This window comes from Gulosibacter macacae (assembly GCF_003865375.1).
GTDB classification, from domain to species: domain Bacteria; phylum Actinomycetota; class Actinomycetes; order Actinomycetales; family Microbacteriaceae; genus Gulosibacter; species Gulosibacter macacae.
Genome location: NZ_RQVS01000001.1, coordinates 307,082 through 328,692 on the forward strand (window position 1 = coordinate 307,082; position 21,611 = coordinate 328,692).

The 21,611-nt window shown below is 63.5% G+C and carries 17 protein-coding genes; 10 read left to right on the top strand and 7 right to left on the bottom strand.

Going from position 1 to position 21,611, the window contains the following annotated elements:
• Positions 1-37: 37 nt before the first annotated feature.
• Complete coding sequence (locus EG850_RS01435; RefSeq protein ID WP_124969099.1) at positions 38-2,539, bottom strand: DNA gyrase/topoisomerase IV subunit A; 2,502 nt, start codon at positions 2,537-2,539, stop codon at positions 38-40.
• Positions 2,540-2,577: 38 nt separating this feature from the next.
• On the opposite strand from EG850_RS01435, the gene EG850_RS01440 reads away from it, so the two are divergent.
• Positions 2,578-3,717, top strand: a complete 1,140-nt coding sequence (locus EG850_RS01440) for an alkaline phosphatase family protein (protein WP_124969101.1) — start codon at positions 2,578-2,580, stop codon at positions 3,715-3,717.
• A 55-nt stretch (positions 3,718-3,772) separates the two neighbouring features.
• Here the strand turns inward: EG850_RS01440 and sepH are convergent, their stop codons facing one another.
• Positions 3,773-4,918 carry a septation protein SepH gene (gene sepH / locus EG850_RS01445; RefSeq protein WP_185714889.1) on the bottom strand — a complete coding sequence of 382 codons (1,146 nt, stop codon included), beginning with the start codon at positions 4,916-4,918 and terminating at the stop codon, positions 3,773-3,775.
• Positions 4,919-5,146: 228 nt separating this feature from the next.
• Here sepH and EG850_RS01450 point away from each other — a divergent pair, with 228 nt between their 5' ends.
• Entirely contained in the window at positions 5,147-5,446 is a 300-nt protein-coding gene (locus EG850_RS01450) for a DUF4193 domain-containing protein (RefSeq protein ID WP_124969105.1), read from the top strand.
• A 78-nt stretch (positions 5,447-5,524) separates the two neighbouring features.
• Here the strand turns inward: EG850_RS01450 and EG850_RS01455 are convergent, their stop codons facing one another.
• Positions 5,525-5,977, bottom strand: coding sequence for a DUF3093 domain-containing protein (locus tag EG850_RS01455; protein ID WP_185714890.1), 453 nt, complete (start codon positions 5,975-5,977; stop codon positions 5,525-5,527).
• A 73-nt stretch (positions 5,978-6,050) separates the two neighbouring features.
• Between EG850_RS01455 and dut the strand changes: the two genes are divergently transcribed.
• The 8 genes from dut (at position 6,051) to EG850_RS01495 (ending at position 17,027) form a co-directional block, all read left to right on the top strand.
• Entirely contained in the window at positions 6,051-6,557 is a 507-nt protein-coding gene (gene dut / locus EG850_RS01460) for a dUTP diphosphatase (protein WP_124969109.1), read from the top strand.
• Positions 6,558-6,559: 2 nt separating this feature from the next.
• The gene (locus EG850_RS01465) at positions 6,560-7,279 is read left to right on the top strand and encodes a DUF3710 domain-containing protein (protein WP_124969111.1); all 720 of its coding nucleotides are present in this window, start codon (positions 6,560-6,562) and stop codon (positions 7,277-7,279) included.
• The gene (locus EG850_RS01470; protein WP_124969113.1) at positions 7,276-8,043 is read left to right on the top strand and encodes a DUF3159 domain-containing protein; all 768 of its coding nucleotides are present in this window, start codon (positions 7,276-7,278) and stop codon (positions 8,041-8,043) included. Before EG850_RS01465 ends, EG850_RS01470 begins: the two co-directional genes overlap by 4 nt.
• Positions 8,044-8,086: 43 nt before the next feature.
• Positions 8,087-10,795 carry an aconitate hydratase AcnA gene (gene acnA, locus EG850_RS01475; RefSeq protein WP_124969115.1) on the top strand — a complete coding sequence of 903 codons (2,709 nt, stop codon included), beginning with the start codon at positions 8,087-8,089 and terminating at the stop codon, positions 10,793-10,795.
• Between the two features lie 142 nt (positions 10,796-10,937).
• Entirely contained in the window at positions 10,938-11,498 is a 561-nt protein-coding gene (locus tag EG850_RS01480; RefSeq protein WP_124969117.1) for a gluconokinase, read from the top strand.
• A 15-nt stretch (positions 11,499-11,513) separates the two neighbouring features.
• Positions 11,514-12,950, top strand: a complete 1,437-nt coding sequence (locus tag EG850_RS01485; RefSeq protein WP_124969119.1) for a GntP family permease — start codon at positions 11,514-11,516, stop codon at positions 12,948-12,950.
• Positions 12,951-13,006: 56 nt separating this feature from the next.
• Positions 13,007-14,971 carry a 1-deoxy-D-xylulose-5-phosphate synthase gene (gene dxs / locus EG850_RS01490; protein ID WP_124969121.1) on the top strand — a complete coding sequence of 655 codons (1,965 nt, stop codon included), beginning with the start codon at positions 13,007-13,009 and terminating at the stop codon, positions 14,969-14,971.
• A 151-nt stretch (positions 14,972-15,122) separates the two neighbouring features.
• Entirely contained in the window at positions 15,123-17,027 is a 1,905-nt protein-coding gene (locus EG850_RS01495; RefSeq protein ID WP_185714891.1) for a hypothetical protein, read from the top strand.
• 24 nt (positions 17,028-17,051) lie between these two features.
• On the opposite strand, the gene EG850_RS01500 is transcribed toward EG850_RS01495, so the two are convergent.
• From EG850_RS01500 to EG850_RS01515, 4 genes are all read right to left on the bottom strand, one after another.
• Entirely contained in the window at positions 17,052-17,459 is a 408-nt protein-coding gene (locus EG850_RS01500) for a hypothetical protein (protein WP_124969125.1), read from the bottom strand.
• A gap of 16 nt (positions 17,460-17,475) precedes the next feature.
• Entirely contained in the window at positions 17,476-18,081 is a 606-nt protein-coding gene (locus tag EG850_RS01505) for a TetR/AcrR family transcriptional regulator (protein WP_124969127.1), read from the bottom strand.
• Between the two features lie 159 nt (positions 18,082-18,240).
• On the bottom strand, positions 18,241-20,391 hold the full coding sequence (locus EG850_RS01510) for a 3-hydroxyacyl-CoA dehydrogenase NAD-binding domain-containing protein (RefSeq protein ID WP_124969129.1): 2,151 nt from the start codon (positions 20,389-20,391) through the stop codon (positions 18,241-18,243).
• Positions 20,392-20,398: 7 nt separating this feature from the next.
• Positions 20,399-21,610 carry a thiolase family protein gene (locus tag EG850_RS01515; protein ID WP_124969131.1) on the bottom strand — a complete coding sequence of 404 codons (1,212 nt, stop codon included), beginning with the start codon at positions 21,608-21,610 and terminating at the stop codon, positions 20,399-20,401.
• Position 21,611: the final 1 nt, after the last annotated feature.

The window sequence follows — 21,611 nt, forward strand, 5'->3', positions numbered from 1 at the left end:
AAACGTGATGCAGAACGGACAACTTGTTAGGACAGACCTAGCTTTCCGTGTCACTTGTGTCGTCACCGATGGCGTGACCGACCCAAGCGACTGCCGAATCGAGCTGGACGCCGGAGGCATCGCGCTTGGCGAGCCCCTCGGGCAGCTCTCGAATGGCGCCATCCTTCGCATTTGCGCGCGCCGGTGCCGCACCTACCCAGGCGGTCGCCAGACGGCTCTCGCCACGTACAAATCGTTGCGCACGCACACCGCCAGTCGCACGGCCCTTGGCGGGGAACTCACCGAGGGCGCTCGTCTTAGCGCTGCCGTTCACATCGCTGAACAGTGCTTCATCACTCGGGGGCTCGGCAATTGTGACCACCACGGCGTCAGCGATATCGGCTGCGGCGACAACGTTGAACGCGATGACTCGAGCCTGCGAGGCGAGCTTGACCCCGGCCATCCCACCTGCATTTGCCCCCTGGGGACGCACGAGCGAGGCCGAGTAGTGCAGCAATTGTGCATCCGAGGTGACAAATACGAGTGTGTCGTCGTCGCTGGCGCGGGCCGCTCCGACAACCTCATCGCCCGGCTTGAGGTTGATCGCCGAAAGCTCGTGCGCCCGGCCCCACTCGGCCGGATTGACCCGCTTCACCACGCCGTCGCGGGTGGCAAGCGCGAGCGGCACTTCTGCGCCAAGGGCCACGAGCCCGACGATGCGCTCACCCTTCTCGGTGATGTTGAAGTATTCGCGGGCTGAGACACCGGCCGAGAGCAGTGCCGATGCGGCCGGTGCCACAGGAAGCGAGGCCGCGGTCATGCGGTACACCCGACCCAGGTTCGTCACCGCGCCAATATCACCCTGCGTCGAGGCTTCGACATCGGCGGCGACCGCATCGTGCTTCGATCGGCGACGGGGTCGGGGGAGCTGGCCCGACTCATCCAGGTCAATGCGCAGGATGCGGCCGGTGGCCGAAAGCAGCACGCGCGTCGGTGCATCTGGAATCTGGAGCGCATCGGGAGTGACGAGCTTGCTGGCACCGCGGACCGGCGCCTCCACGGCACCCTCGGTGAGCAGAAGCGTTCGCCGCGGAGTGGCGAACTCATCGGCCGCGGCTTCAAGCTCGCGACTCACCTGCTCACGCAACAAGGTCGGGGAGGCGAGGAGCTCTTCGAGCGCCGCAATCTCGCGACGCAGATTGTCGGCCTCGCCCTCGAGCTCAATGCGCGAAAACTTGGTGAGTCGACGCAGACGCAATTCGAGGATGTACTCGGCCTGAATCTCGCTGAGATCGAAGACGAGCATGAGTCGCCCCCGGGCCTCTTCCGAGTCGTCGGAGGAACGAATGATCTGGATGACCTCGTCAATGTCGAGGATCGCAATGAGCAAGCCTTCAACGAGGTGCAGCCGGTCGCGTCGCTTACCAAGGCGGAATTCGCTGCGGCGGCGCACCACGCTCAGGCGGTGGTCGAGGTAGACCTGCAGGAGTTCCTTGAGCCCGAGCGTGCGCGGTCCACCATCGACGAGCGCCACATTGTTGATGTGGAACGACTCTTCCAACGGTGTGTGCCGATAGAGCTGCTCGAGCACGGCTTCCGGCGCGAATCCGGTCTTGATTTCGATCACGAGCTTCAGACCGTGTTTGCGGTCGGTGAGGTCGATGACGTCAGAAATACCGGCAAGCTTCTTGGACTGCACGCCCTGCTTGATCTTGTCGATCACCTTCTCGGGGCCAACGAGATAGGGGAGTTCGGTGACGACGATGCCCTTGCGGCGCGCAGTGACCGACTCGATCTGCGTGGTAGCGCGCATGCGGAACGAGCCACGGCCGGTCTCATATGCATCCCGAATGCCCTCGAGACCAACGATGCGCGCGCCCGCGGGCAGGTCGGGTCCGGGCACGTGCGCCATGAGGTCGTCGAGCGATGCCTCGGGGTTCGCGAGGAGATGCCGCGCCGCAGACACAACTTCACCAAGGTTGTGCGGCGCCATATTCGTCGCCATACCGACGGCGATGCCGCTTGCACCATTGACCAGCAGATTCGGCCAGGCTGCTGGCAACACTTCGGGTTGCTGCAGCGAGTTGTCGTAGTTCGGAACGAAGTCGACGACGTCTTCGTCGAGTGAATCGGTGAGCGCGAGCGCCGAGGCTTCGAGCCGCGCTTCGGTATAGCGCGCCGCAGCCGGGCCATCGTCGAGGGAGCCGAAGTTGCCGTGGCCATCGACGAGCGGCACGCGCAGTGTGAACCACTGGGCCAAACGCACCAATGCGTCGTAGATGGCCGTGTCGCCGTGCGGGTGCAGCTTGCCCATCACATCGCCAACTACGCGCGCCGACTTCACGTGGCCGCGGTCTGGGCGCAGGCCCATCTCAGTCATTTGAAACAGGATGCGCCGCTGCACCGGCTTGAGTCCGTCACGAGCATCGGGCAGGGCACGCGAATAGATCACCGAGTAGGCGTATTCGAGGAATGACCCTCGCATTTCGGTCGAGACATCGACGTCGTCGATGCGCTCGACGTCGCGGTGCTGGTTACCTGACTCGGTCGACGTGCTCATTGGTGGATCGGTGCTCTGCCTATGGAAAGATGGATCGGATGAGCCCCATCGTATTGAGCGCGGGCGAGCGACGGCCGTCCCTCGCCGAAGTCCTGCCGAATTGCCTGGCCGCAATTCGTGGTGAACGCGGGTCGATGGAACTGCCGCCCGTGCGCGGTGCGGTCGTCATGCTCGTGGATGGACTCGGTGCCGAACTCCTGCGCGCTCGCGCCGGACACGCTCGTCACCTCGTGCGCGGGTGGGCCAAGCGCGAAACCGGGTTTGCTTTTCCGTCAACGACCGTGGCCGGGATTACCTCGCTTACGACCGCGACTCGCGCGGGTGAACACGGACTCGTCGGCTACTCGGTCTTCGATCGCGCCGCGGGTACTTACCGCAACCAGCTCAGTGGCTGGGGCGAGGGGATGGAACCGGCGACCTGGCAGCTGCGGCCGACCGTCTTCGAACAGCTGGTGGCTGATCGCTCGGCAATCGAACCCTTTGTCGTTTCGGTAGAGACCTATCGTGACTCGGGGCTCACGGCGGCATCGCTACGCGGTGCCACCTATGTGGGCGGCGACACGATGCGTGAGCGCGTCGAACTTACGGCGAAAATCTCTGCTGACCGGGCGCATCCGCTTGTGTACCTCTACCACGCCGAGCTCGACCAGGCCGGGCACAAGTACGGCTCGGAGTCAGACCAGTGGCTGGCTCGACTCGAAGAGCTCGATGCCGCTTTTGCGCACCTGCTGGCGCTTCTTCCCGCCGATATTGGCGTGCTCGTCGTCGCTGACCACGGGATGCTCGACATTCGTGAACACGAGCAGGTCGACCTCGAGGGCGAGCTGCTCGACGATCTCGTTGCGCTCGCCGGCGAACCGCGATTGCGGCACCTCTATTTGCGAGAACAATCAGCCGATCTGCTCGCCGATGTGCTTGCCCGCTACCGCGCCGCCGAAGGACATCGCGCCGAGGTGCTCAGTCGGAAAGAGGCAATTGCGGCCGGCTGGTACGGGCCGGTGGTCGTGCCCGAGGCCGCCGAACGCATTGGCGATATCGTGCTCGCGGCTCGCAAGCGGGTGACCTACTACACCGCTCACTTTGACGCGAAAGTCCGCTCGGTCATCGGTCAGCACGGGTCGATCACCGACACCGAAACGATCGTGCCGCTCATTCGGCACGGCGCCTTCGCCCGCTGATCTGGAGCCCTGAGGTTCTCCTGACCTCGTGCACTGAGGTTCTCGAAGTGCGCTACTAGTCGTCGTCGGTCTTTGTACCGAAGACGATCTCGTCCCAACTCGGCATAGAGGGGCGACCGCCTTTGCGTCGCTGTTGGCGGGCGTCATCGGCACGATCGGCTTCAGCCCGCTCGGCGTCGGTTCGTTCGAGACCGTCAAGCGGCACCACACCAGAGTCATGCTGCTCAGGTTCGGCGGCCACCGGCGTGACCTCAGCCTGAGGCTCGTCGTCAGGCTCGTCGTGGTTCGCCTCGAGATTTGCCGAAGGATGCTCGGGACGCGTGCGGGCAAATGGCGTCACGAGCGCCTGCGGAGCGCTGTCTTCGGCGTCATCGACAGTCGACACGTCGCTCAGACCAGCTTGAAAATTGAACTCAAATTCGTCGTCACCGTACTCGGCTTCTTCGTCATAGGGTGCGGCGCTTCGTTCCCCGCGGCGGCGGCGCAGGGCATCCAGAAGATCGGCGGTTTCGTTCGCGGTCGTCTGCGTCAATTGCGTCTCGGCAAAGTGATCGCGGGGTCGCTCGGTCGGGGGAGCGGGAATCACCGCATCGGTCGGATGCACATCAACAGCTCGCAGGTGCGGACCGCCGAGCGGCGGGAGCTCGCCCTGTTGCGACAGCGTGATCGCGGCGGGGGAGATGGCCTGGAGCGAGTGGATCTTCGCATCGAAGCTCCACAGCGCATTTCGGGTGACATCGTCGGTGACGAAGTCGAGGCCAACGTGCCAGCCCGTCTCTGGGTCCTTCCACGCATCCCAGCGAATGCTGTTTGCGGCCAACTGTTCGAGGCGATCGTCGATCGCGCTCCCGAACGTGGCGCCCTCGCCGGCCAGCGGGTCGAGCGGCTGCTGCACGCGCACGGATACGCTGCGAGCCTGCTCAACGATGTAGCCGCGCTCGGCGAGGATGGGGCCTTCGAACCGCGCCACCAACTCGCGCTCGGCGCCGGTGGAGTCGACCACTTCATCGACCGTGCGACCGGCGCGAATGAGCTGCTGAATCACCCGCGGCGGCACCTTCGGGCCGACGGATCGAGCCGCGGCACGCGGGCGAAGCGCATCGCGCAGAGCTTCATCGACAACAAGGCGGTAGCGGGTGCCATCACTGCTCGTCGCAATGACATCACCGTGCTCGATTCCGACGAACCGAAGCTCCTGCATCTTGCCTCCTCGTGCCGCAATTGGGACAGCGATCCGGTTGCCCCGCATCCTGGTGAAGCAGCGCCAACCAATGAAGCTGATCCTCACAGACCGGGCCGCACAGCCGCCGCAATTTCGCCGCGCGCCGCGCGAATCTCAGGCAATATTTGCGTTCTGGGCGTTCATAGTGCAGACTAGCGCGCCGACAGGGGATGAGATTCCCGGACGATCTTTCAGCTTTGGATGGCAATGGCGACCGACTACGACGCACCTCGCAACAAGAACGAGGAAGAAACCGAATCGATTGAGGCGCTAAAGGACCGAGTGCCGGCCTCGAGCTCCTCAAATGTGGACATTGACCAGGGCGATGGCGTCCACGGCTTCGACCTTTCGGGCGCCGACCTCACTGACGTTGAACTCGAAACGGTGGTCATTCCGCCGCAGGCCGACGAGTTCACCTGCATGGAGTGCTTCCTCATCAAGCACCGCTCACAGCTTTCGCCTGAGTCGACCGAGGGTAACCCGGTCTGCAAGGATTGCATGATGTAGCTCGTGCGAATGCACACTTCTCGACGCGCTTCGGAGTTCTCCGGGGCGCGTCGTTGGTATTCGGGATGCGACGAGCTGCTACGAGTTCAGGCGTGCCTTTGCGCTTCGAATCGCCGCGACGACGGCCTCGGGGTCGCGGGTGGAAAAGAGCCAGTAGGGGATGGGGTCGTGTTCGTCGGTGATTTCGACTCGCGCCGATTGCGGTGCCCAGCCGCGCAGGCAAGTCCAGGCGCGAGCATCCAATTTCGGCCCGGCCTGCTCACGAGCGGCGGCGCGGTCGGTGAAGGCTTCGAGCTCACCCAAATCGCGAAGCGGCACGCGCGCAGAACCCACCCGTAGCGTCTTCGCATCAACCTCAATAATCGGCGATCCGTTGTAGAGGAATAGGCAGAGGCCAGCGAACGACACGATGGCGAGGATGATCCCGACGATCGGGTTGATCGGCAGGAAAACCACGATGACGGCCGGCACAATCATGGCCGCGGCCAAGAACGTGAGCCAACCCGGAGTCACTCGTTCGCGATATGTCACCCTTACATTCTCTCGGGGTGTGCCCGGATGCTCGCTGAGATCGCTTGTGCAATTCACGCGATAGCCTCAGAAGGTGACTGTCGAGATCTCTGTGCCCCACACCGGCCCCGCGCCGCACTTCGCGAACCCAGGGGATGCGGGTGCTGATCTCGTGGCCGCCGAAACGGTGGTGCTCGAGCCCGGTATGCGCGCACTCGTCGGTACCGGCACCGCGATCGCGTTGCCGCTGGGCACGGTGGGGCTCGTGACGCCGCGCTCGGGACTCGCCGCGAAGCACGGCATCACCATCGTGAATGCACCCGGGGTCATCGACGCTGGGTACCGCGGTGAACTCAAGGTGTGCCTGCTCAACACCGATCAAACTGAGCCCTACACGGTGCAGGCGGGTGATCGCATCGCGCAATTGCTCGTGCTGCCGATTCCGCCCGTGCAGTTCGTGGCCGTTGCGGAATTACCCGCCGGCGTGCGCGGAGAAGCCGGGTTCGGTTCTTCCGGGTATCGAACTGTCGATGAGACCCGCACTGCGGCCAACACCGCAGGCGACAATGGTGAGCAGGATGCTCAAGGAGGGGTCAGCTGACCATGGGATTTTTCGATCTGTTCCGCCGCGAGGAAGACATCGCCAAAGCCGACAAGCTCGTGCTCGACGATGAGCCCCAGCCCGAGGACGACGCGGAGTTCGAGGACGAAGAGCCCGACGCCAAGGAAGCTCCGGTCGACCGCGCCGAAGCCGGTCCCTTTGACGATGGCGAAGACGCCGGTGACGGCGCCTTTGTCGATCTTGGTGCCCTGCGCGTTCCGGCACAGCAGGGACTCGCGCTGCGCCTCGAAATGGAAGACAAGACACAGCGCGTTGTCGCCGTCGCGCTCGATCTCGAAGGGTCAACAATTCAGGTGCAGGCCTTTGCCGCGCCACGCTCAGCGGGACTCTGGGCTGATGTGCGTCGCCAGCTTGCCGATCAACTCGGTAAGCAGGGTGGCACGGCCAAGGAAGAGCAGCACGCCATCGGCACGGCACTTCGCACAGCGGTGCCGGTTGTGGCCGGTGGTGCTCCCGAACGCCAAGTGGTGTTCCTCGGTGTCGATGGCCCCCGCTGGTTCCTTCGTGGCGTCGTCACTGGCGAGGCCACAGTTGACGAGGAGAAGCTCGAGCAACTCATCAAGCTCTTCCGCGGCATCATCGTGGTCCGCGGCGACAAGCCGGTGCCACCGCGCGACTTGCTCCCACTCACCATGCCGCAGGCGATGGCTGACCAATTGCAGCAGGCGGCTGCTCAGCGCGCCAACCCGGATGCATCGTGAGTGAATCTGCGCCGCCAAGTGAGGCGAACGACCAAGCGGAACTCCGCGAACGGCTTGAACAGGCCGCACGGGGTTCAGCCTTGGGGCGTGCTACAGCGGAGCAACCAGGCTGGCGCACATTCCTCGCTGCCATGGGCGGCTGGCGCGGACTCGCTGAGGCCGTGGTTCCAGGCATTGCCTTTCTCATCCTCCACTCGCTCACGGGCAATCTGTGGCTCTCGGTGGGGGTGCCCGCCGCACTCGGCGTCATCGCCCTGATCGTGCGGCTCGTTCGTCGGGAGCCGACGGCAGGTGCGCTGGCGGGGCTTTTTGGGATGCTCGTGAGCGGGTTCATTGCGCTGTCGACTGGTTCCGGAGTCGATTACTTCCTCGTGGGGCTGTGGACGAACCTGCTTTACGCCGCGGGCCTCAGCCTGACCATGCTGGTCGGCTGGCCGGCTGTCGGCGTCATCATTGGCCTCATGCGCGGGAAAGGCATGTCGTGGCGCCGGAGCCGGCGCTTGTTTTGGTGGATGCAGGCGCTCACCGGACTCTGGGTGCTCATGTTTGTGGCGCGCCTGGTGGTGCAAGTGCCGCTCTATCAAGCCGGAGCGGTCGAGGCACTTGCCAGCGCTCGGCTGATCATGGGCGTACCGCTTTACGCTTTCGTCATTGTCATTACCGCGTTGCTCGCCCGAGTTGCCCTGCGCGGCGAGCCGAGCGCATCCGACACCGTCGTCGACTCAACAACCGATACTCAACAATCCCGAACCGAAGTCAGCTAAGATCTCTCGATATCGAGAGAGATTCGATCAAAGGAGCATCTGCATGAGCGCAGTGAACAGCTTCGGTGCCAAGGACGTGCTCAACGTCGACGGTACCGACTATGAGATTTTCCGCATCGACAAGGTCGACGGTTACGAGAAGCTGCCCTTCAGCCTGAAGGTGCTGCTCGAGAACCTGCTTCGCACCGAAGACGGCGCGAACGTGACGGCCGAGCAGATCAGCAAGCTCGGGGCCTGGAACCCGAACGCTGAGCCTGACACCGAGATTCAGTTCACCCCGGCCCGCGTGGTCATGCAGGACTTCACCGGCGTGCCCTGCATCGTCGACCTCGCCACCATGCGTGAAGCCGTCAAGGACCTCGGCGGCGACCCCGAGTCGATCAACCCGCTCGCACCCGCTGAGCTCGTTATCGACCACTCGGTGATTGCCGAGCTCTTCGGTAACGACGACGCCTTCGAGCGCAACGTTGAGATCGAGTACCAGCGCAACGGTGAGCGCTACCAGTTCCTGCGCTGGGGCCAGGGCGCCTTCGATGACTTCAAGGTCGTCCCCCCGGGGACCGGCATCGTGCACCAGGTGAACATCGAGTACCTCGCCCGCGTCACCTTCGTTCGCGAGGTCGGCGGCGTGCTGCAGGCCTACCCCGACACGCTCGTCGGCACCGACTCGCACACCACCATGGTCAACGGCCTCGGTGTGCTCGGCTGGGGCGTCGGCGGAATCGAGGCAGAGGCCGCCATGCTCGGCCAGCCCGTCTCGATGCTCATCCCCAAGGTCGTCGGCTTCAAGCTCTCGGGTTCGATCCCGGCCGGCGTGACCGCGACCGACGTGGTGCTCACCATCACCGACATGCTTCGTCAGCAGGGCGTCGTCGGCAAGTTCGTCGAGTTCTACGGTGAGGGTGTCGGTCAGGTGCCGCTCGCGAACCGCGCCACCATCGGCAATATGTCGCCCGAGTTCGGTTCGACCGCCGCGATGTTCCCGATCGACGACGAGACCCTCAACTTCCTCCGCTTCACCGGTCGCCCGGAGTCGCAGGTGCGCCTCGTTGAGGCCTACGCCAAGGAGCAGAAGCTCTGGCACGACCCCTCGGTCGAGCCCTCGTTCTCGGAGTACCTCGAACTCGACCTCTCGACCGTCGTACCCTCGATCGCCGGCCCCTCGCGTCCGCAGGACCGCATCGAGCTCACCGAATCGAAGGACTCGTTCCGCGAGACCCTCACCAAGTTCACCGCAGACGCTCCGGTCGACGGCATCCCGTCGAACAAGGTCTCGGTTGACAACAACGGTGAGGTCTTCGACCTCGACCACGGTTACGTCGGCATCGCTGCGATCACCTCGTGCACCAACACCTCGAACCCCTCGGTGATGATGGCCGCGGGTATTCTCGCGCGCAACGCGGTTGAGAAGGGCCTCAAGACCAAGCCGTGGGTGAAGACCACCCTCGCGCCCGGTTCGAAGGTCGTCACGGAGTACTACAACAAGTCGGGTCTCACCGAGTCGCTCGATGAGCTTGGCTTCTACCTCGTCGGTTACGGCTGCACCACCTGCATCGGTAACTCGGGCCCGCTCGACACCCCGGTGTCGGAGGCCATCAACGAGCACGACCTCGCGATCACCTCGGTGCTCTCGGGTAACCGTAACTTCGAGGGTCGCATCAACCCCGACGTGAAGATGAATTACCTCGCGTCGCCGCCGCTCGTCGTTGCTTACGCCCTTGCTGGCACCATGGACTTCGACTTCGAGACCCAGCCGCTTGGTCAGGACTCGGATGGTAACGATGTGTACCTCAAGGACATCTGGCCCGACGCCGCCGAAGTGCAGCGGGTCATCGACGAGTCGATCGACACCGAGATGTACACGAGCGAGTACGGTTCGGTCTTCGACGGTGACGAGCGCTGGCGTTCGCTGCCGACTCCGACCGGCGCCACCTTCGAGTGGGACGATGAGTCGACCTACGTGCGCAAGCCCACCTACTTCGATGGCATGAAGCTCGAGCTCACCCCGGTCACCGACATTGCCGGTGCCCGCGTGCTCGCGAAGCTCGGCGACTCGACCACCACCGACCACATCTCGCCGGCCGGTTCGATCAAGGCTGACTCGCCTGCGGGCCAGTACCTCGCCGAGAAGGGCGTGGAGCGCAAGGACTTCAACTCGTACGGCTCGCGCCGTGGAAACCACGAGGTCATGATTCGCGGTACCTTCGCGAACATCCGTCTGAAGAACCTGCTCCTCGACGGCGTCGAGGGTGGTTACACCCGCGACTTCACCCAGGAAGGCGGCCCGCAGTCGTTCATTTACGACGCGGCGCAGAACTACGCGGCGCAGGACACGCCGCTTGTCGTCATCGCTGGCAAGGAGTACGGCACCGGTTCCTCGCGTGACTGGGCTGCCAAGGGCACGAGCCTGCTCGGTGTCAAGGCCGTCATCACCGAGAGCTTCGAGCGCATTCACCGCTCGAACCTCATCGGTATGGGCGTTGTGCCGCTGCAGTTCCCGGCAGGCGAGACCGTCGACTCACTCGGCCTCGACGGCACCGAGGAGTTCTCGATCACTGGCCTCACCGAACTCAACAACGGTGTCACCCCGAAGACGGTGCGCGTGGTGGCCAAGCCCACCGCCGACTCGCCGGAGGGCAAGGAGACCGTCGAGTTCGACGCGATCGTGCGCATCGACACCCCCGGTGAAGCCGACTACTACCGCAACGGCGGCATCCTGCAGTATGTGCTGCGTTCGCTCGTCACGAAGTAGTAGCAAGTCCTAAAGTCTGGCCCCGTAGCGCGAGCTGCGGGGCCAGACTTTTTTGCGCGTTTCGCATCCATTTGCATGGGTAAACTGACGCTGAGCGGCGAGTAAATTCCCTGCGCCGTGCGGATGCGGCCTAGGAGTTGCAATGCCCGAAATACCTTCCCCGGTTCAACGCGTTCATCTGGTGTTTATGGGGGTGTCGGGCTCAGGCAAGACGACCATTGCCGAACTCGTGCGAGCGCGAACGTCGTTTCCGTTTGTCGAGAGTGACAAACTGCATCCGCCCGAGAACATTGCGAAGATGTCGGCCGGCCATCCGCTCAATGACGACGATCGCTGGCCCTGGCTCGAACGCATCCGAGATTGGCTGAGCAACCAAGAGAACCTCGGCTCAAGTTCCATCGCCACCTGTTCGGCGCTCAAGCGCAGCTATCGTGACGTGTTGCGAGCTGCCGCTCCCGCAGTGGTGTTTGTGCACGTCACCGACCCGTATGAGGTCATCGCCGCCCGCCTCGCAGCGCGCAAGGGTCACTTCATGCCGCCGGGCCTACTCCAAAGCCAACTCGACACGCTCGAAGACCTCCAACCTGACGAGGCCGCGGTTGAGATTTCTAACGAGGATGCACCCGAGCTCGTGGCTGCGCGGGTGCTCGCGATCCTCGCCGAACGCTACCCCGCGGTGGGTTTTCCGCACGCTGAGCTGTAACGGGTAGGATGATCAATGACTCTCGATGATTGGACCCAAACACTGCCCGCCGGGGCACTGCTTGGGATCGCGCTCGCCGCGATTGCGTTGTTGCTCGTGCTCATCATCTGGCTCAAAGTGCACGCATTCATTGCGCTTGTGCTGGTGAGCCTCATCACGGCCTTCGCGACTGGCATTCCCGCCTCATTGATTGTGCCAACCGCGGTCTCGGGCTTTGGTTCAACACTCGGGTCGGTCGCCCTCTTGGTCGCGCTCGGCGCGATGCTTGGTCGAATAGTGGAGACCTCGGGCGGTGCGAAAGTGCTCGCCGACAAACTCGTGAGTGTCTTCGGCGAGAAACGCGCGCCGTTTGCCCTCGGAATCGCCTCACTCATCTTCGGCTTCCCGATCTTCTTTGACGCAGGCCTCGTCGTGATGCTTCCGGTGGTCTTCGCAGTTGCTCGACGTCTCGGCGGCTCGCTACTGCTCTACGGTCTGCCTGCCGTTGGTGCGTTTTCGGTCATGCACGTCTTTCTGCCCCCGCATCCCGGTCCAGTGAGCGCCGCGACCTTCTTCGAAGCGAATGTTGGCTACGTCATGATCGTGGGTCTGATCGTGGCCCTGCCCACCTGGTACCTCTCGAGCTATCTCTTCGGTATTTGGGCCGGCAAGAAGTGGCAGCTACCGATTCCGACAATTCTCGGACAGGCAGATGAGCAGGCCGAGGCAAACCCGCCGAAGTTCGGCACCGTCGTGCTCACGCTGCTGCTTCCGCTCGTGCTCATCTTCCTCAACACTGGTCTCGACACCCTCAACCGCAGCGGTGCGCTCAGTGACGGAACAGCCGACCAAACTTGGTTCCAGCTGTTGCGCATGCTCGGTGAAACGCCGGTAGCGCTGTTGCTCTCGGTGATCTTCGCTGCGGTGGTGCTTGGGCTCGCGCGTGGCACGAGCCGCGAAAAGGTCGAACGCCTCATGGAAGGGGCGCTCGGGCCGGTCTGTTCGGTCATTCTGATTACCGGAGCCGGTGGCATGTTCGGTGGCGTTCTGCGCTCCTCAGGCATTGGCAACGCACTCGCCGACAGCCTCGATGGCATCGGCGTACCGCTCCTGCTCGCGGCGTTCCTCATTGCCGGTGCGCTGCGCATCGCTCAAGGTTCGGCAACCGTGGCGCTGACGACCACCGCGGGCTTGCTCGCAGGTCCAGTCATCGCGGCCGGCTACAACGAGTGGCAGCTTGCAGCGCTTGTGACCACGGTGGCGGCAGGATCGGTCATCGCATCACATGTCAACGACTCGGGCTTCTGGCTCGTGGGCCGCTTCTTCAACATGGATGTGAAGACGACCTTCAAGACCTGGACCGTGCTCGAAACGTTGCTCGGCCTCATCGGGTTTGGCCTCGCGGCGATCATCTTCGCAATCGCCTCGTCGTTCGGCTGGCCCGCATTCCCCGCCGGTGTGCGCGCAGTATGATCACTGTTTATGTTCTCGACAGCCTGTCTTGAACGGATCGAATTCGGAGGTGACGAATGAGTGAGATCCTGTCGACGATTGGCGAACCCGCCGATCTGCGCAAGCTCTCCTCGGAGGAGATGCGCCAGCTCGCCGCCGAAATCCGGTCCTTCCTCGTTGAGAACGTGTCGCGCACTGGCGGGCACCTCGGCCCCAACCTTGGGGTCGTCGAGCTTACGCTCGCGATTCACCGGGTCTTCGATTCTCCGCGGGATGCAGTGGTCTTTGACACGGGACACCAGTCGTATGTGCACAAGCTCGTCACCGGCCGCCAAGACTTCTCGAAGCTACGGGAACGCGGGGGACTGGCTGGTTACCCGCAGCGCAGTGAATCGCCACACGACATCGTCGAGTCGTCTCATGCCTCGAGCTCGTTGAGCTGGGCGGACGGCATCTCACGCGCCTGGCGACTGGCAGGCGAAGACGATCGCACGGTAATCGCCGTCGTCGGCGACGGCGCGCTCACCGGTGGCATGACTTGGGAAGCACTCAACAACATCAGCGATGACAATGACCGCCGCCTGGTTATCGTCGTGAATGACAATGGCCGTTCTTATGCGCCGACCATCGGCGGCATGGCACGCTTCCTCAACCGAGTTCGCACTGACCGCAACTACACGCGCCTGCAACGCCAATCGGGGGAGGCGTTCTCGCTATTTGGTGGCAAGTACGGGCGCAGCCTCTTCCGTGCCTTGCGCGGTGCACTGCACGGGTTCGCATCTCGTTTGAGCAATAACGACGAGCTCTATTCGAACCTTGACATCAAGTACCTCGGTCCCGTCGACGGGCACGACCAGCGCGCGATGGAAGAGGTGTTTCAACTCGCAAAAGAGTATGGCCAGCCGGTGATCGTGCACGCGATCACCGAAAAGGGCCACGGCTACCAGCCAGCCATCAATGATGGCAACGACCAATTCCACGCCGTCGGCCAGATCGACCCGATAACCGGCGAACCGGTGAGTGAATCCACCGGCCAATCGTGGACCGGCGTATTCGGCGAAGAGCTCGTTGAGATCGCGCGAGAGCGCGACGACATCGTTGGCGTAACAGCTGCGATGTTGCGGCCGGTGGGCCTCGCGCCCCTCGCCGAAGCGTTCCCTGAGCGAGTCATCGATGTTGGTATCGCCGAGCAGCACGCCGTCGCTTCCGCGGCCGGCCTTGCTTACGGGGGACTCCATCCGGTTGTGGCCATCTACGCCACCTTCATGAACCGCGCCTTCGACCAGGTGCTCATGGATGTTGGCCTGCATCGTGCCGGGGTCACCTTCGTGCTCGACCGCGCTGGCGTCACCGGCCCTGACGGCCCTAGCCACCACGGTATTTGGGATCTCGCACTCCTCCAGGTGGTGCCGAGCATCCGCATTGCCGCACCGCGCGATGCCACGCGCCTACGCGAAGAGCTGCGCGAAGCGGTCAAGGTCGCGGATGCGCCGACGGTCGTGCGCTATTCGAAGGGCAAGGTCGGCGACGAGATCGAGGCGCAACACCACACGGTCGACGGCGTCGATGTGCTTCGCAGTGGTAGTCGATCCGACGTGCTCGTCGTGGCCGTGGGTCCAATGGCGAAGATGGCTATGGAAGTTGCCGCGCTCGTCGAACAGCAGGGTATCGGTGTCACGGTGATTGACCCGCGCTGGGTAGTGCCGGTGCCGGTCAGTGTGATTGAACTCGCACGTCATCACCGTTTGGTGGTCTCAATCGAGGACGGTATTGTCGTCGGCGGTATCGGGACGCGCATCCGCCAGGATCTGCGCGCCGCGGGGGTCGAGGCGACCGTGACCGAACTCGGTTTGCCGGATGAGTTCATCGACCACGCCACTCGCTCGCAGATTCTCGAGGATGCAGGGCTCACGCCCCAGCAGATCGCCCGTGACGTCGTGGCGCAAGTGCTCGGCTCGCGAGTACCCCATGCGCGGCCGGAGCGACCCGACCTCGATGATGAGCCGGTGGCAAGCATCCTCGAGCGCCTCGGGCTGAAGTAGGCCCACATAGTCGTCGCCCGGGCTCGCCGCTACGATGTGAACGCCGCCAACAACCGGATGCAGAATTGCCACTACCGACAGGATCGGCATGTCGCTACTCGACGATCTTGACCTCCATGCTGCGGCCTATCGGGCAGCAAGTTCAGACCCAGTGTTTGGCCCATCGCATCGGAGCGGGGTTGCCGCCAGCCTAATGGGTGTACTGGTCAACAGGGGCGAGCAACTGACCTCAGGTGAGTTCCTGACGCCGACGGAAGCGGGTCTGCAGGAAAGTTTCAACCTGCAACTCGGTGACCCCGAGCTGTCGAGTCTGCTCGAAGCCGTGCGTTCGCTCTACGTTGGCGCACACACTGCTGAATACCTCAGCGCAGCACACGGCGAATTGCAAATACTCCAGGCCTATCGCGAGATCGTGCGTCATGTCGTGGCGGGTGAAGAGCACGCCGCACTGGGACTGTTGTATTGCCATCCGGTGCTGTTGAAGCCGGCGCGGCCAGATCTTGCGGCAGCGATGCGTGAGACGGCCGCGGAGCTTTCGCTGCGATCGAGTGGATTGCCCAAAGTCTGTCGGGAGTCCGCCTCGTTCTTGCGGGCCGCAGCCCTCGTGGCTGACTCGAGCAATGACAACCCCATCGACGTGAGTGAGGTCGCGCAATGCTTGGGCAGCATGGACCCGAGTTCGCATCAAGCTGTCATTCGCGCCAGCAACACGGCCTTCGATGAGGCGCTGTCGCTAGCCCAGGAGGTGACGATCGACGAACTGGAAATCCGGTCTGCACTCGCTTCTCCCAACGCTGGGATGCGCCGAGTTGCCTACTACAAGGCACGTAAGAGCCCTGCCTTTCGCAGCGTTGACGAGTCGTGGGGCGATGCCTTCTATGCCTATGTCGAGTTCCTCCGGGAGCTTTACGAAACTGGCATGGCCGACCCTGACACAGGAGTTCGCGCTGCTTCCGTGATTCTCGGGCGCCGAATCATCTACGGCCTAAGCAATCGCGATGAGGCTGATCTCGCGCGGGCTTGGTCGGCGAGAATCGTCAGGGACACTCAGGATGCCACCGAACCGGCGCTGATTCGTGCGCGACTTTTGGCGCAACAGGAGCTCGCTGTAGAGCTTCCCGACGAAGAACACCGGCGACGAGAAATGCGCAAGTTGCTCGAGAGGATGGGGCCTGCAGAGATCGACTCGGATGCTCATGCCTGTGTGCGGGCTGATGTTCTGTTGGGACTTGCGTCGTCAACTGAAGGTGACGAGCTGTGGCCGCTCGCCTTCGCCGGCGTTGAGGCAGCCGTGTTGGCCTACCCCCGCGACGAGTATCAGCAATATGACTTCCACTCGCTGGTCGGGACTTGGGGTCTCTGGACGGCGACCAAGCGCTATGAGGCCGGGGACGTCGAGAGATGGTTGCGCGTGCTTGATCAAATCGCGCCGTTCATGAACTACTTCTCGAGTACGCAGCAGGAGCGCTATCAGCTGTTGCTGTGGCAGCTGGTGAATGCACCGGATGAATATCCGCAACGCGCCGAAGAAATCACCCAGATACAGCGACGCATTTTTCCGCAAACTGAGCTGACGCATCCAAATGAACTGCTTCTGCTGCAAGCACGGCGGGCGCTCTCGCTCGCCAATGAGCGCGTCTCAGCGGCAGACCCGGGCGCGCCGACGCAGTCGACCCAAGCCGCAACGGTCCTTGTTGACGCACTCCCGGGTGCCAACGACGTCGCTCGTGAAGATGCCTGGGCGTTCGCCTCCGAGAGTCTGGATTGGCTGTACGAGATTTGTGAGGGACGCGGTCTACTTGATGACCAAGCTGCCACCGCGCTCGCCTATGTGCGGGGACTCGAGGCGATGGGGGCAACGACAGGGGCGCCGCTGGGCACTCGAATTCGCAAGGATGCCCGCACCGGCAAGTCTCTTAGTGCGCAATCATCGCTGGCGAAAGCACTGCATGACGCCTTGCATGAGGATGCGGTTCGACAGGACAACACCAAAGAAGCCGCCGAATTCGCATCGCTGGCTGCGGGCAAGCGGCCAAAGAGATTCGGCCTGTTCTGACTTCGCGCACCGACCGCCGGTCAGTTAGCTCGCGCTGGCGGTAATCAGCCCGACGCCAGCGCCCGCGAGGCCAACCGTGAGCGCCGCAGCACCGAGCCAAATGCTGTACTTCCACGCATTCGGCTTCTCGGGATCCTTTCCGATCACCGAGAGAAAGAAACCAGCGGGGATGAGGATGGCCGACCAGAGCACGCCAGAGCCGAGTGTCGCCGCCCAGCTAGGCACATTCGGGGTGGCAATCACCACCTGCACGAGGAGGCCGAGCGTCACGAGGACGCCAGCGTGTGCGTGGCCGGCACGAAAGTAATTGCGTTGCAGTGTGTTCGCGGGCACGGCGCCGTTCACCACAGTCAGGAGGAACGTACCGCCGTAGGCGATGCCGATGACGGTGAGCAGGACGATGCCAGCGGCGAGCTGGTTGAACTCGGTCATGATGGTGCCTTTCGCCTTATTCGTTCGAGGGTTCGGGTGGGGAGCCATACAGCATGTTGCCGACGCGCTCGGCGAGTTCGGCCATCGAGGGATTCCCGAGGAGCGCCGTGACGTGCGCGCGATCGAGCGAGCCCGAGCGATGCAACACCACGAGCCCGTGCATCATCGACCAGCCAGCGATCGTGGCGGCCGCCATATCGGCCTTGGCGCGTTCATCGTCGAACCGTTCAACGCAGATGGTGAGTTCGCCAAAGGCACGTGCCTGAGCGGCACGTAGCTCGGCATCATCGTCAAGTTGCTGGTCGGTATCAAACATCACCGCGAAGTGTCCGGGATGCTCGAGGGCGAATTCAACGTAGGCGACGCCGATCTCGAGGTAGCTGCCCTCGCGCTCCCGCACGGCCTGCATCTTCGCGGCCATAAGGTTGAAGCCTTCGGCGGCGAGTGCGGTGAGCAGGCCATCGCGCGAGCCGAAGTGATGTCGCGGCGCCGCATGCGAGACGCCAATATCGGCGGCGATGGCGCGCATCGAAACCGCAGCGACACCGGATGCGGTGATGATCTCGGCAGTGCGGCGAAGGAAGGCGGCGCGGACGTCGCCGTGGTGGTAACTCTCAGACATGCCCTAATCTTGCCACTGGCAACTTGCCGGTGACAAGATCGGATGCTGAGTGTTCACCCTAAACGTCAGATGGGGTCTCGATACGCGCTACGCGCTACTCGACCAACCAGAAATCTGGCTGGTCGAGAAGCGAAGCGTATCGAGACCCCCCCACCGCGCCTAGCGGTGCGCGGCGCCTCGAATCGGCGGGTTGTGGAAGCTGCCACCGAACGCCCGCTCTGAGGCACCCACGCGGTCAAGGTACGGCGTCAAGCCACCGTCCATAAGCGGGTACCCAGCGCCGAGGATGAGGCAGAGATCAATGTCTTCCGCGGCGGCCACAACCTGCTCGTCGAGCATGATCTTCACTTCTTCAGCAAGACCCGTCTCCACTCGCTCGCGGAACTCCGCTGCCGAAAGCGGTGTCTTCCCCTTCGTACCGACGATCGCCTCGAACTCCTTGGTGTAGCCACCCGGGCGACCCTTGCCGTCGCGCTTGATGAGCTTCGCGTTGGCGTCAGCGAGGGCGTTGAGGTGCTCCGACTCGAAGAACCGGTCAGGGAACGGCGCGTGGTGTGATTCGAGCACATGCGCGCCGACCTTTAGGCCGACGAGTTCGAGCAGCTCGAAGGGCGTCATCGGCAGGCCGACCGGGTCGAGTGCGTGGTCGACGACGGAGATCGGCGTGCCAGTTTCGACGGCGTGCATTGCTTCGCCAAGCACCTTCGCGAGGATGCGGTTCACCACGAAACCGGGTCGGTCGCGCGTAATCACTGCGGTCTTCTTGAGATCCTTCGCGACGGCCATCGCGGTTGCGAGGGTGACGTCATTCGTTGCCGGCGCATTGACGACCTCAATGAGTGGCATCACTGCCACGGGGTTGAAGAAGTGGAAGCCAACGAGACGTTCGGGGTGGCGCAGCTTCGAACCGATCTCCTCGACCGAAAGCGAGGAGGTGTTGGTCGCGAGCACTGCATCCTCGGCAACGATGTCTTCGAAGTCGGCGAAGACCTGCTGCTTTACGCCCACCTCTTCGAACACGGCCTCAATGACCCAATCGCAATCGGCAAACTGCGAACGGTCGGTGGTGCCGGTCACCAGCGCCTTAAGCCGCGAGTGGTTGTCCGAGTCGAGGCGGCCCTTCTCGGCGAGCTTGTCGAGTTCTTCATGCACCGACGCGACGCCCTTGTCGACGCGCGCCTGGTCGAGGTCGGTCATGACAACCGGCACCTGCAAGCGGCGTACGAAGAGCAAGGCGAACTGGCTCGCCATGAGCCCAGCACCGACGATGCCGACCTTGGTGATCTTGCGGGCAAGCTCCTTGTCGGGGGCACCGGCGGGGCGCTTGGCACGCTTCTGCACGAGGTCGAAGGCATACATGGATGCGATGAACTGGTCACCCGAGATGAGGTCGGCAAGAGCCTCGTTCTCAGCTTCGAAGCCGCGCGCACGGTCATTGTGCTTGGCGACCGCGAGCACTTCGAGTGCCCGGTACGGCGCGAGCGGCACGGTACCGAGCTTTTCTTCGAGCGACTTACGAGCGATCTTGAGCGCCACATCCCACTTCACCGCGCGCTCAATACGACCGGGTTCGTTGGGGCGCTTCACCTTGAGCCCGCCGAGCACCTCGTCGGCGAAGTTGAGTGACTCTTCGAGGAAGTTCACCGGCTCAATGAGTCGGTCGAATAGGCCAAGTTCGGTGGCCTGCCCGGGCTTCAGGGTGCGGTTCATCTTGAGCGGGTTCTCGATGATGACCTTGAGGGCATTCTCGATGCCGATGAGGTTCGGCACGATGGTCGCGCCGCCCCAACCGGGGATGAGGCCAAGATAGGTTTCGGGCAGCGCGATGGCGGGTACCGAAGCATCCACCGTGCGGTAGTCACTGTTCAGTGCGATCTCGAGGCCACCGCCGAGCGCGAGGCCGTTGACGAAGGCAAACGAGGGCACGCCGAGGTCCGAGAGGAGTCCGAGGGCGTGGTGGCCGAGCTCAGCCATGAGGCGAGCGACCTCACGGCTCGGAATCTGGTCAACAAGCGAGAGGTCGGCGCCTGCCGCGAAGCTGAAGCGCTTGCCAGTAATCGCGAGCGCATCGATTTCACCGGCGGCGGCGCGACCGCGCTGCTGCTCGAGCACCTCACCGAGCGCGGCGAGAGTCGAGGGTCCGAGCGTGTTGGGACGCTTGTAGTCGAGGTTGTTGTCGAGGGTGATGAGTGCGAGCGTCTTGCCGGAGCGAAGCGTCACATCGCGCACCTTCGCTTCAGTAATGACCTCGCCCTCGGCACTGTCGAGGAGGGCTGCGTAGGCGTTGCGGTCGAACGTGGGGATCTTCATCGTCGTACTACTTTCCCGCTCGCGCGTGCTTCTTGCCGTTCCAGTTGGGGTTCTCCCAGATGATGGTGCCGCCCTGGCCGAGGCCAACGCACATGGCGGTGACGCCGTAGCGCACCTCCGGATGCGTTTCGAACTGGTTGGCGAGCTGCATCATGAGGCGCACACCGCTCGCGGCGAGCGGGTGGCCCAGCGCAATGGCGCCACCGTATTGGTTCACGGCCGGGTCGTCATCGTCGATGCCGAAGTGGTCGAGGAAGGAGAGCACCTGCACCGAGAAAGCCTCGTTGAGTTCAAACAGGCCAATGTCATCGATCTTGAGGCCAGCCTTGCGCAGGGCCTTCTCGGTCGACGGCACCGGGCCGAGACCCATGACCTCGGGCTGCACGCCTGCGAACGCAAACGAGACCATGCGCATCCGCGGCTTGAGACCGAACTCCTTGACCGCGTCGCCCGAGGCAAGAATGGATGCGGTGGCACCGTCGGTGAGCGGCGAGGCGTTGCCTGCGGTGACCTTGCCGTGTGGGCGGAAGGGGGTCTTGAGGCCGGCGAGGCCCTCCATATTGGTGTCGGGGCGCAGGTGTTCGTCGCGGGTTGCGAGGCCCCAACCGCCATCCGATTCAATGGCGACTGGTACGAGGTCGCGCGCAAAGTTGCCGTTCTCATAGGCCGCGGCGGCCTTTTGCTGCGAGCGCATGGCGAATCGGTCAGCGCGCTCCTTGGTGAGTTCGGGGAAGCGGTCGTGCAGGCGCTCAGCGGTCTTACCCATGTTGAGGGCATCGCCCTCGACGAGACGCTCCGAGAGGAAACGCGGGTTTGGGTCAGCGTTGAAGCCCATCGGGTGGCGGCCCATGTGTTCGACACCACCGGCGATGACGACGTCATAGGCGCCGAAGGCGACGCCCGAACCCATCGTGGTCGCGGCGGTCAGGGCACCGGCACACATGCGTTCGATGGCGAGTCCCGGCACGGTGATGGGCAGGCCCGCGAGAATAGCGGTCGTGCGACCCAGGGTCAGGCCTTGGTCGCCCTGCTGCGTCGTCGCGGCGATGGCGACATCGTCGTAGCGGTCGGTGGGGATATTCGGGTTGCGCTCAATGAGCGCACGAATCGTCTTGACGGAAAGGTCGTCGGCGCGGGTGCGCCAGTACATGCCCTTTTCGCCGGCACGGCCGAAGGGTGTACGTGCGCCGTCAATAAAATACGCGTCCGTGGTGGCCACG

Coding starts and splice junctions, on each gene's coding strand:
- EG850_RS01435 (WP_124969099.1), bottom strand. CDS start 2,539: ATGAGCACGTCGACCGAGTCAGGTAACCAGCACCGCGACGTCGAGCGC.
- EG850_RS01440 (WP_124969101.1), top strand. CDS start 2,578: ATGAGCCCCATCGTATTGAGCGCGGGCGAGCGACGGCCGTCCCTCGCC.
- sepH (WP_185714889.1), bottom strand. CDS start 4,918: ATGCAGGAGCTTCGGTTCGTCGGAATCGAGCACGGTGATGTCATTGCG.
- EG850_RS01450 (WP_124969105.1), top strand. CDS start 5,147: ATGGCGACCGACTACGACGCACCTCGCAACAAGAACGAGGAAGAAACC.
- EG850_RS01465 (WP_124969111.1), top strand. CDS start 6,560: ATGGGATTTTTCGATCTGTTCCGCCGCGAGGAAGACATCGCCAAAGCC.
- acnA (WP_124969115.1), top strand. CDS start 8,087: ATGAGCGCAGTGAACAGCTTCGGTGCCAAGGACGTGCTCAACGTCGAC.
- EG850_RS01480 (WP_124969117.1), top strand. CDS start 10,938: ATGCCCGAAATACCTTCCCCGGTTCAACGCGTTCATCTGGTGTTTATG.
- EG850_RS01485 (WP_124969119.1), top strand. CDS start 11,514: ATGACTCTCGATGATTGGACCCAAACACTGCCCGCCGGGGCACTGCTT.
- dxs (WP_124969121.1), top strand. CDS start 13,007: ATGAGTGAGATCCTGTCGACGATTGGCGAACCCGCCGATCTGCGCAAG.
- EG850_RS01500 (WP_124969125.1), bottom strand. CDS start 17,459: ATGACCGAGTTCAACCAGCTCGCCGCTGGCATCGTCCTGCTCACCGTC.
- EG850_RS01505 (WP_124969127.1), bottom strand. CDS start 18,081: ATGTCTGAGAGTTACCACCACGGCGACGTCCGCGCCGCCTTCCTTCGC.
- EG850_RS01510 (WP_124969129.1), bottom strand. CDS start 20,391: ATGAAGATCCCCACGTTCGACCGCAACGCCTACGCAGCCCTCCTCGAC.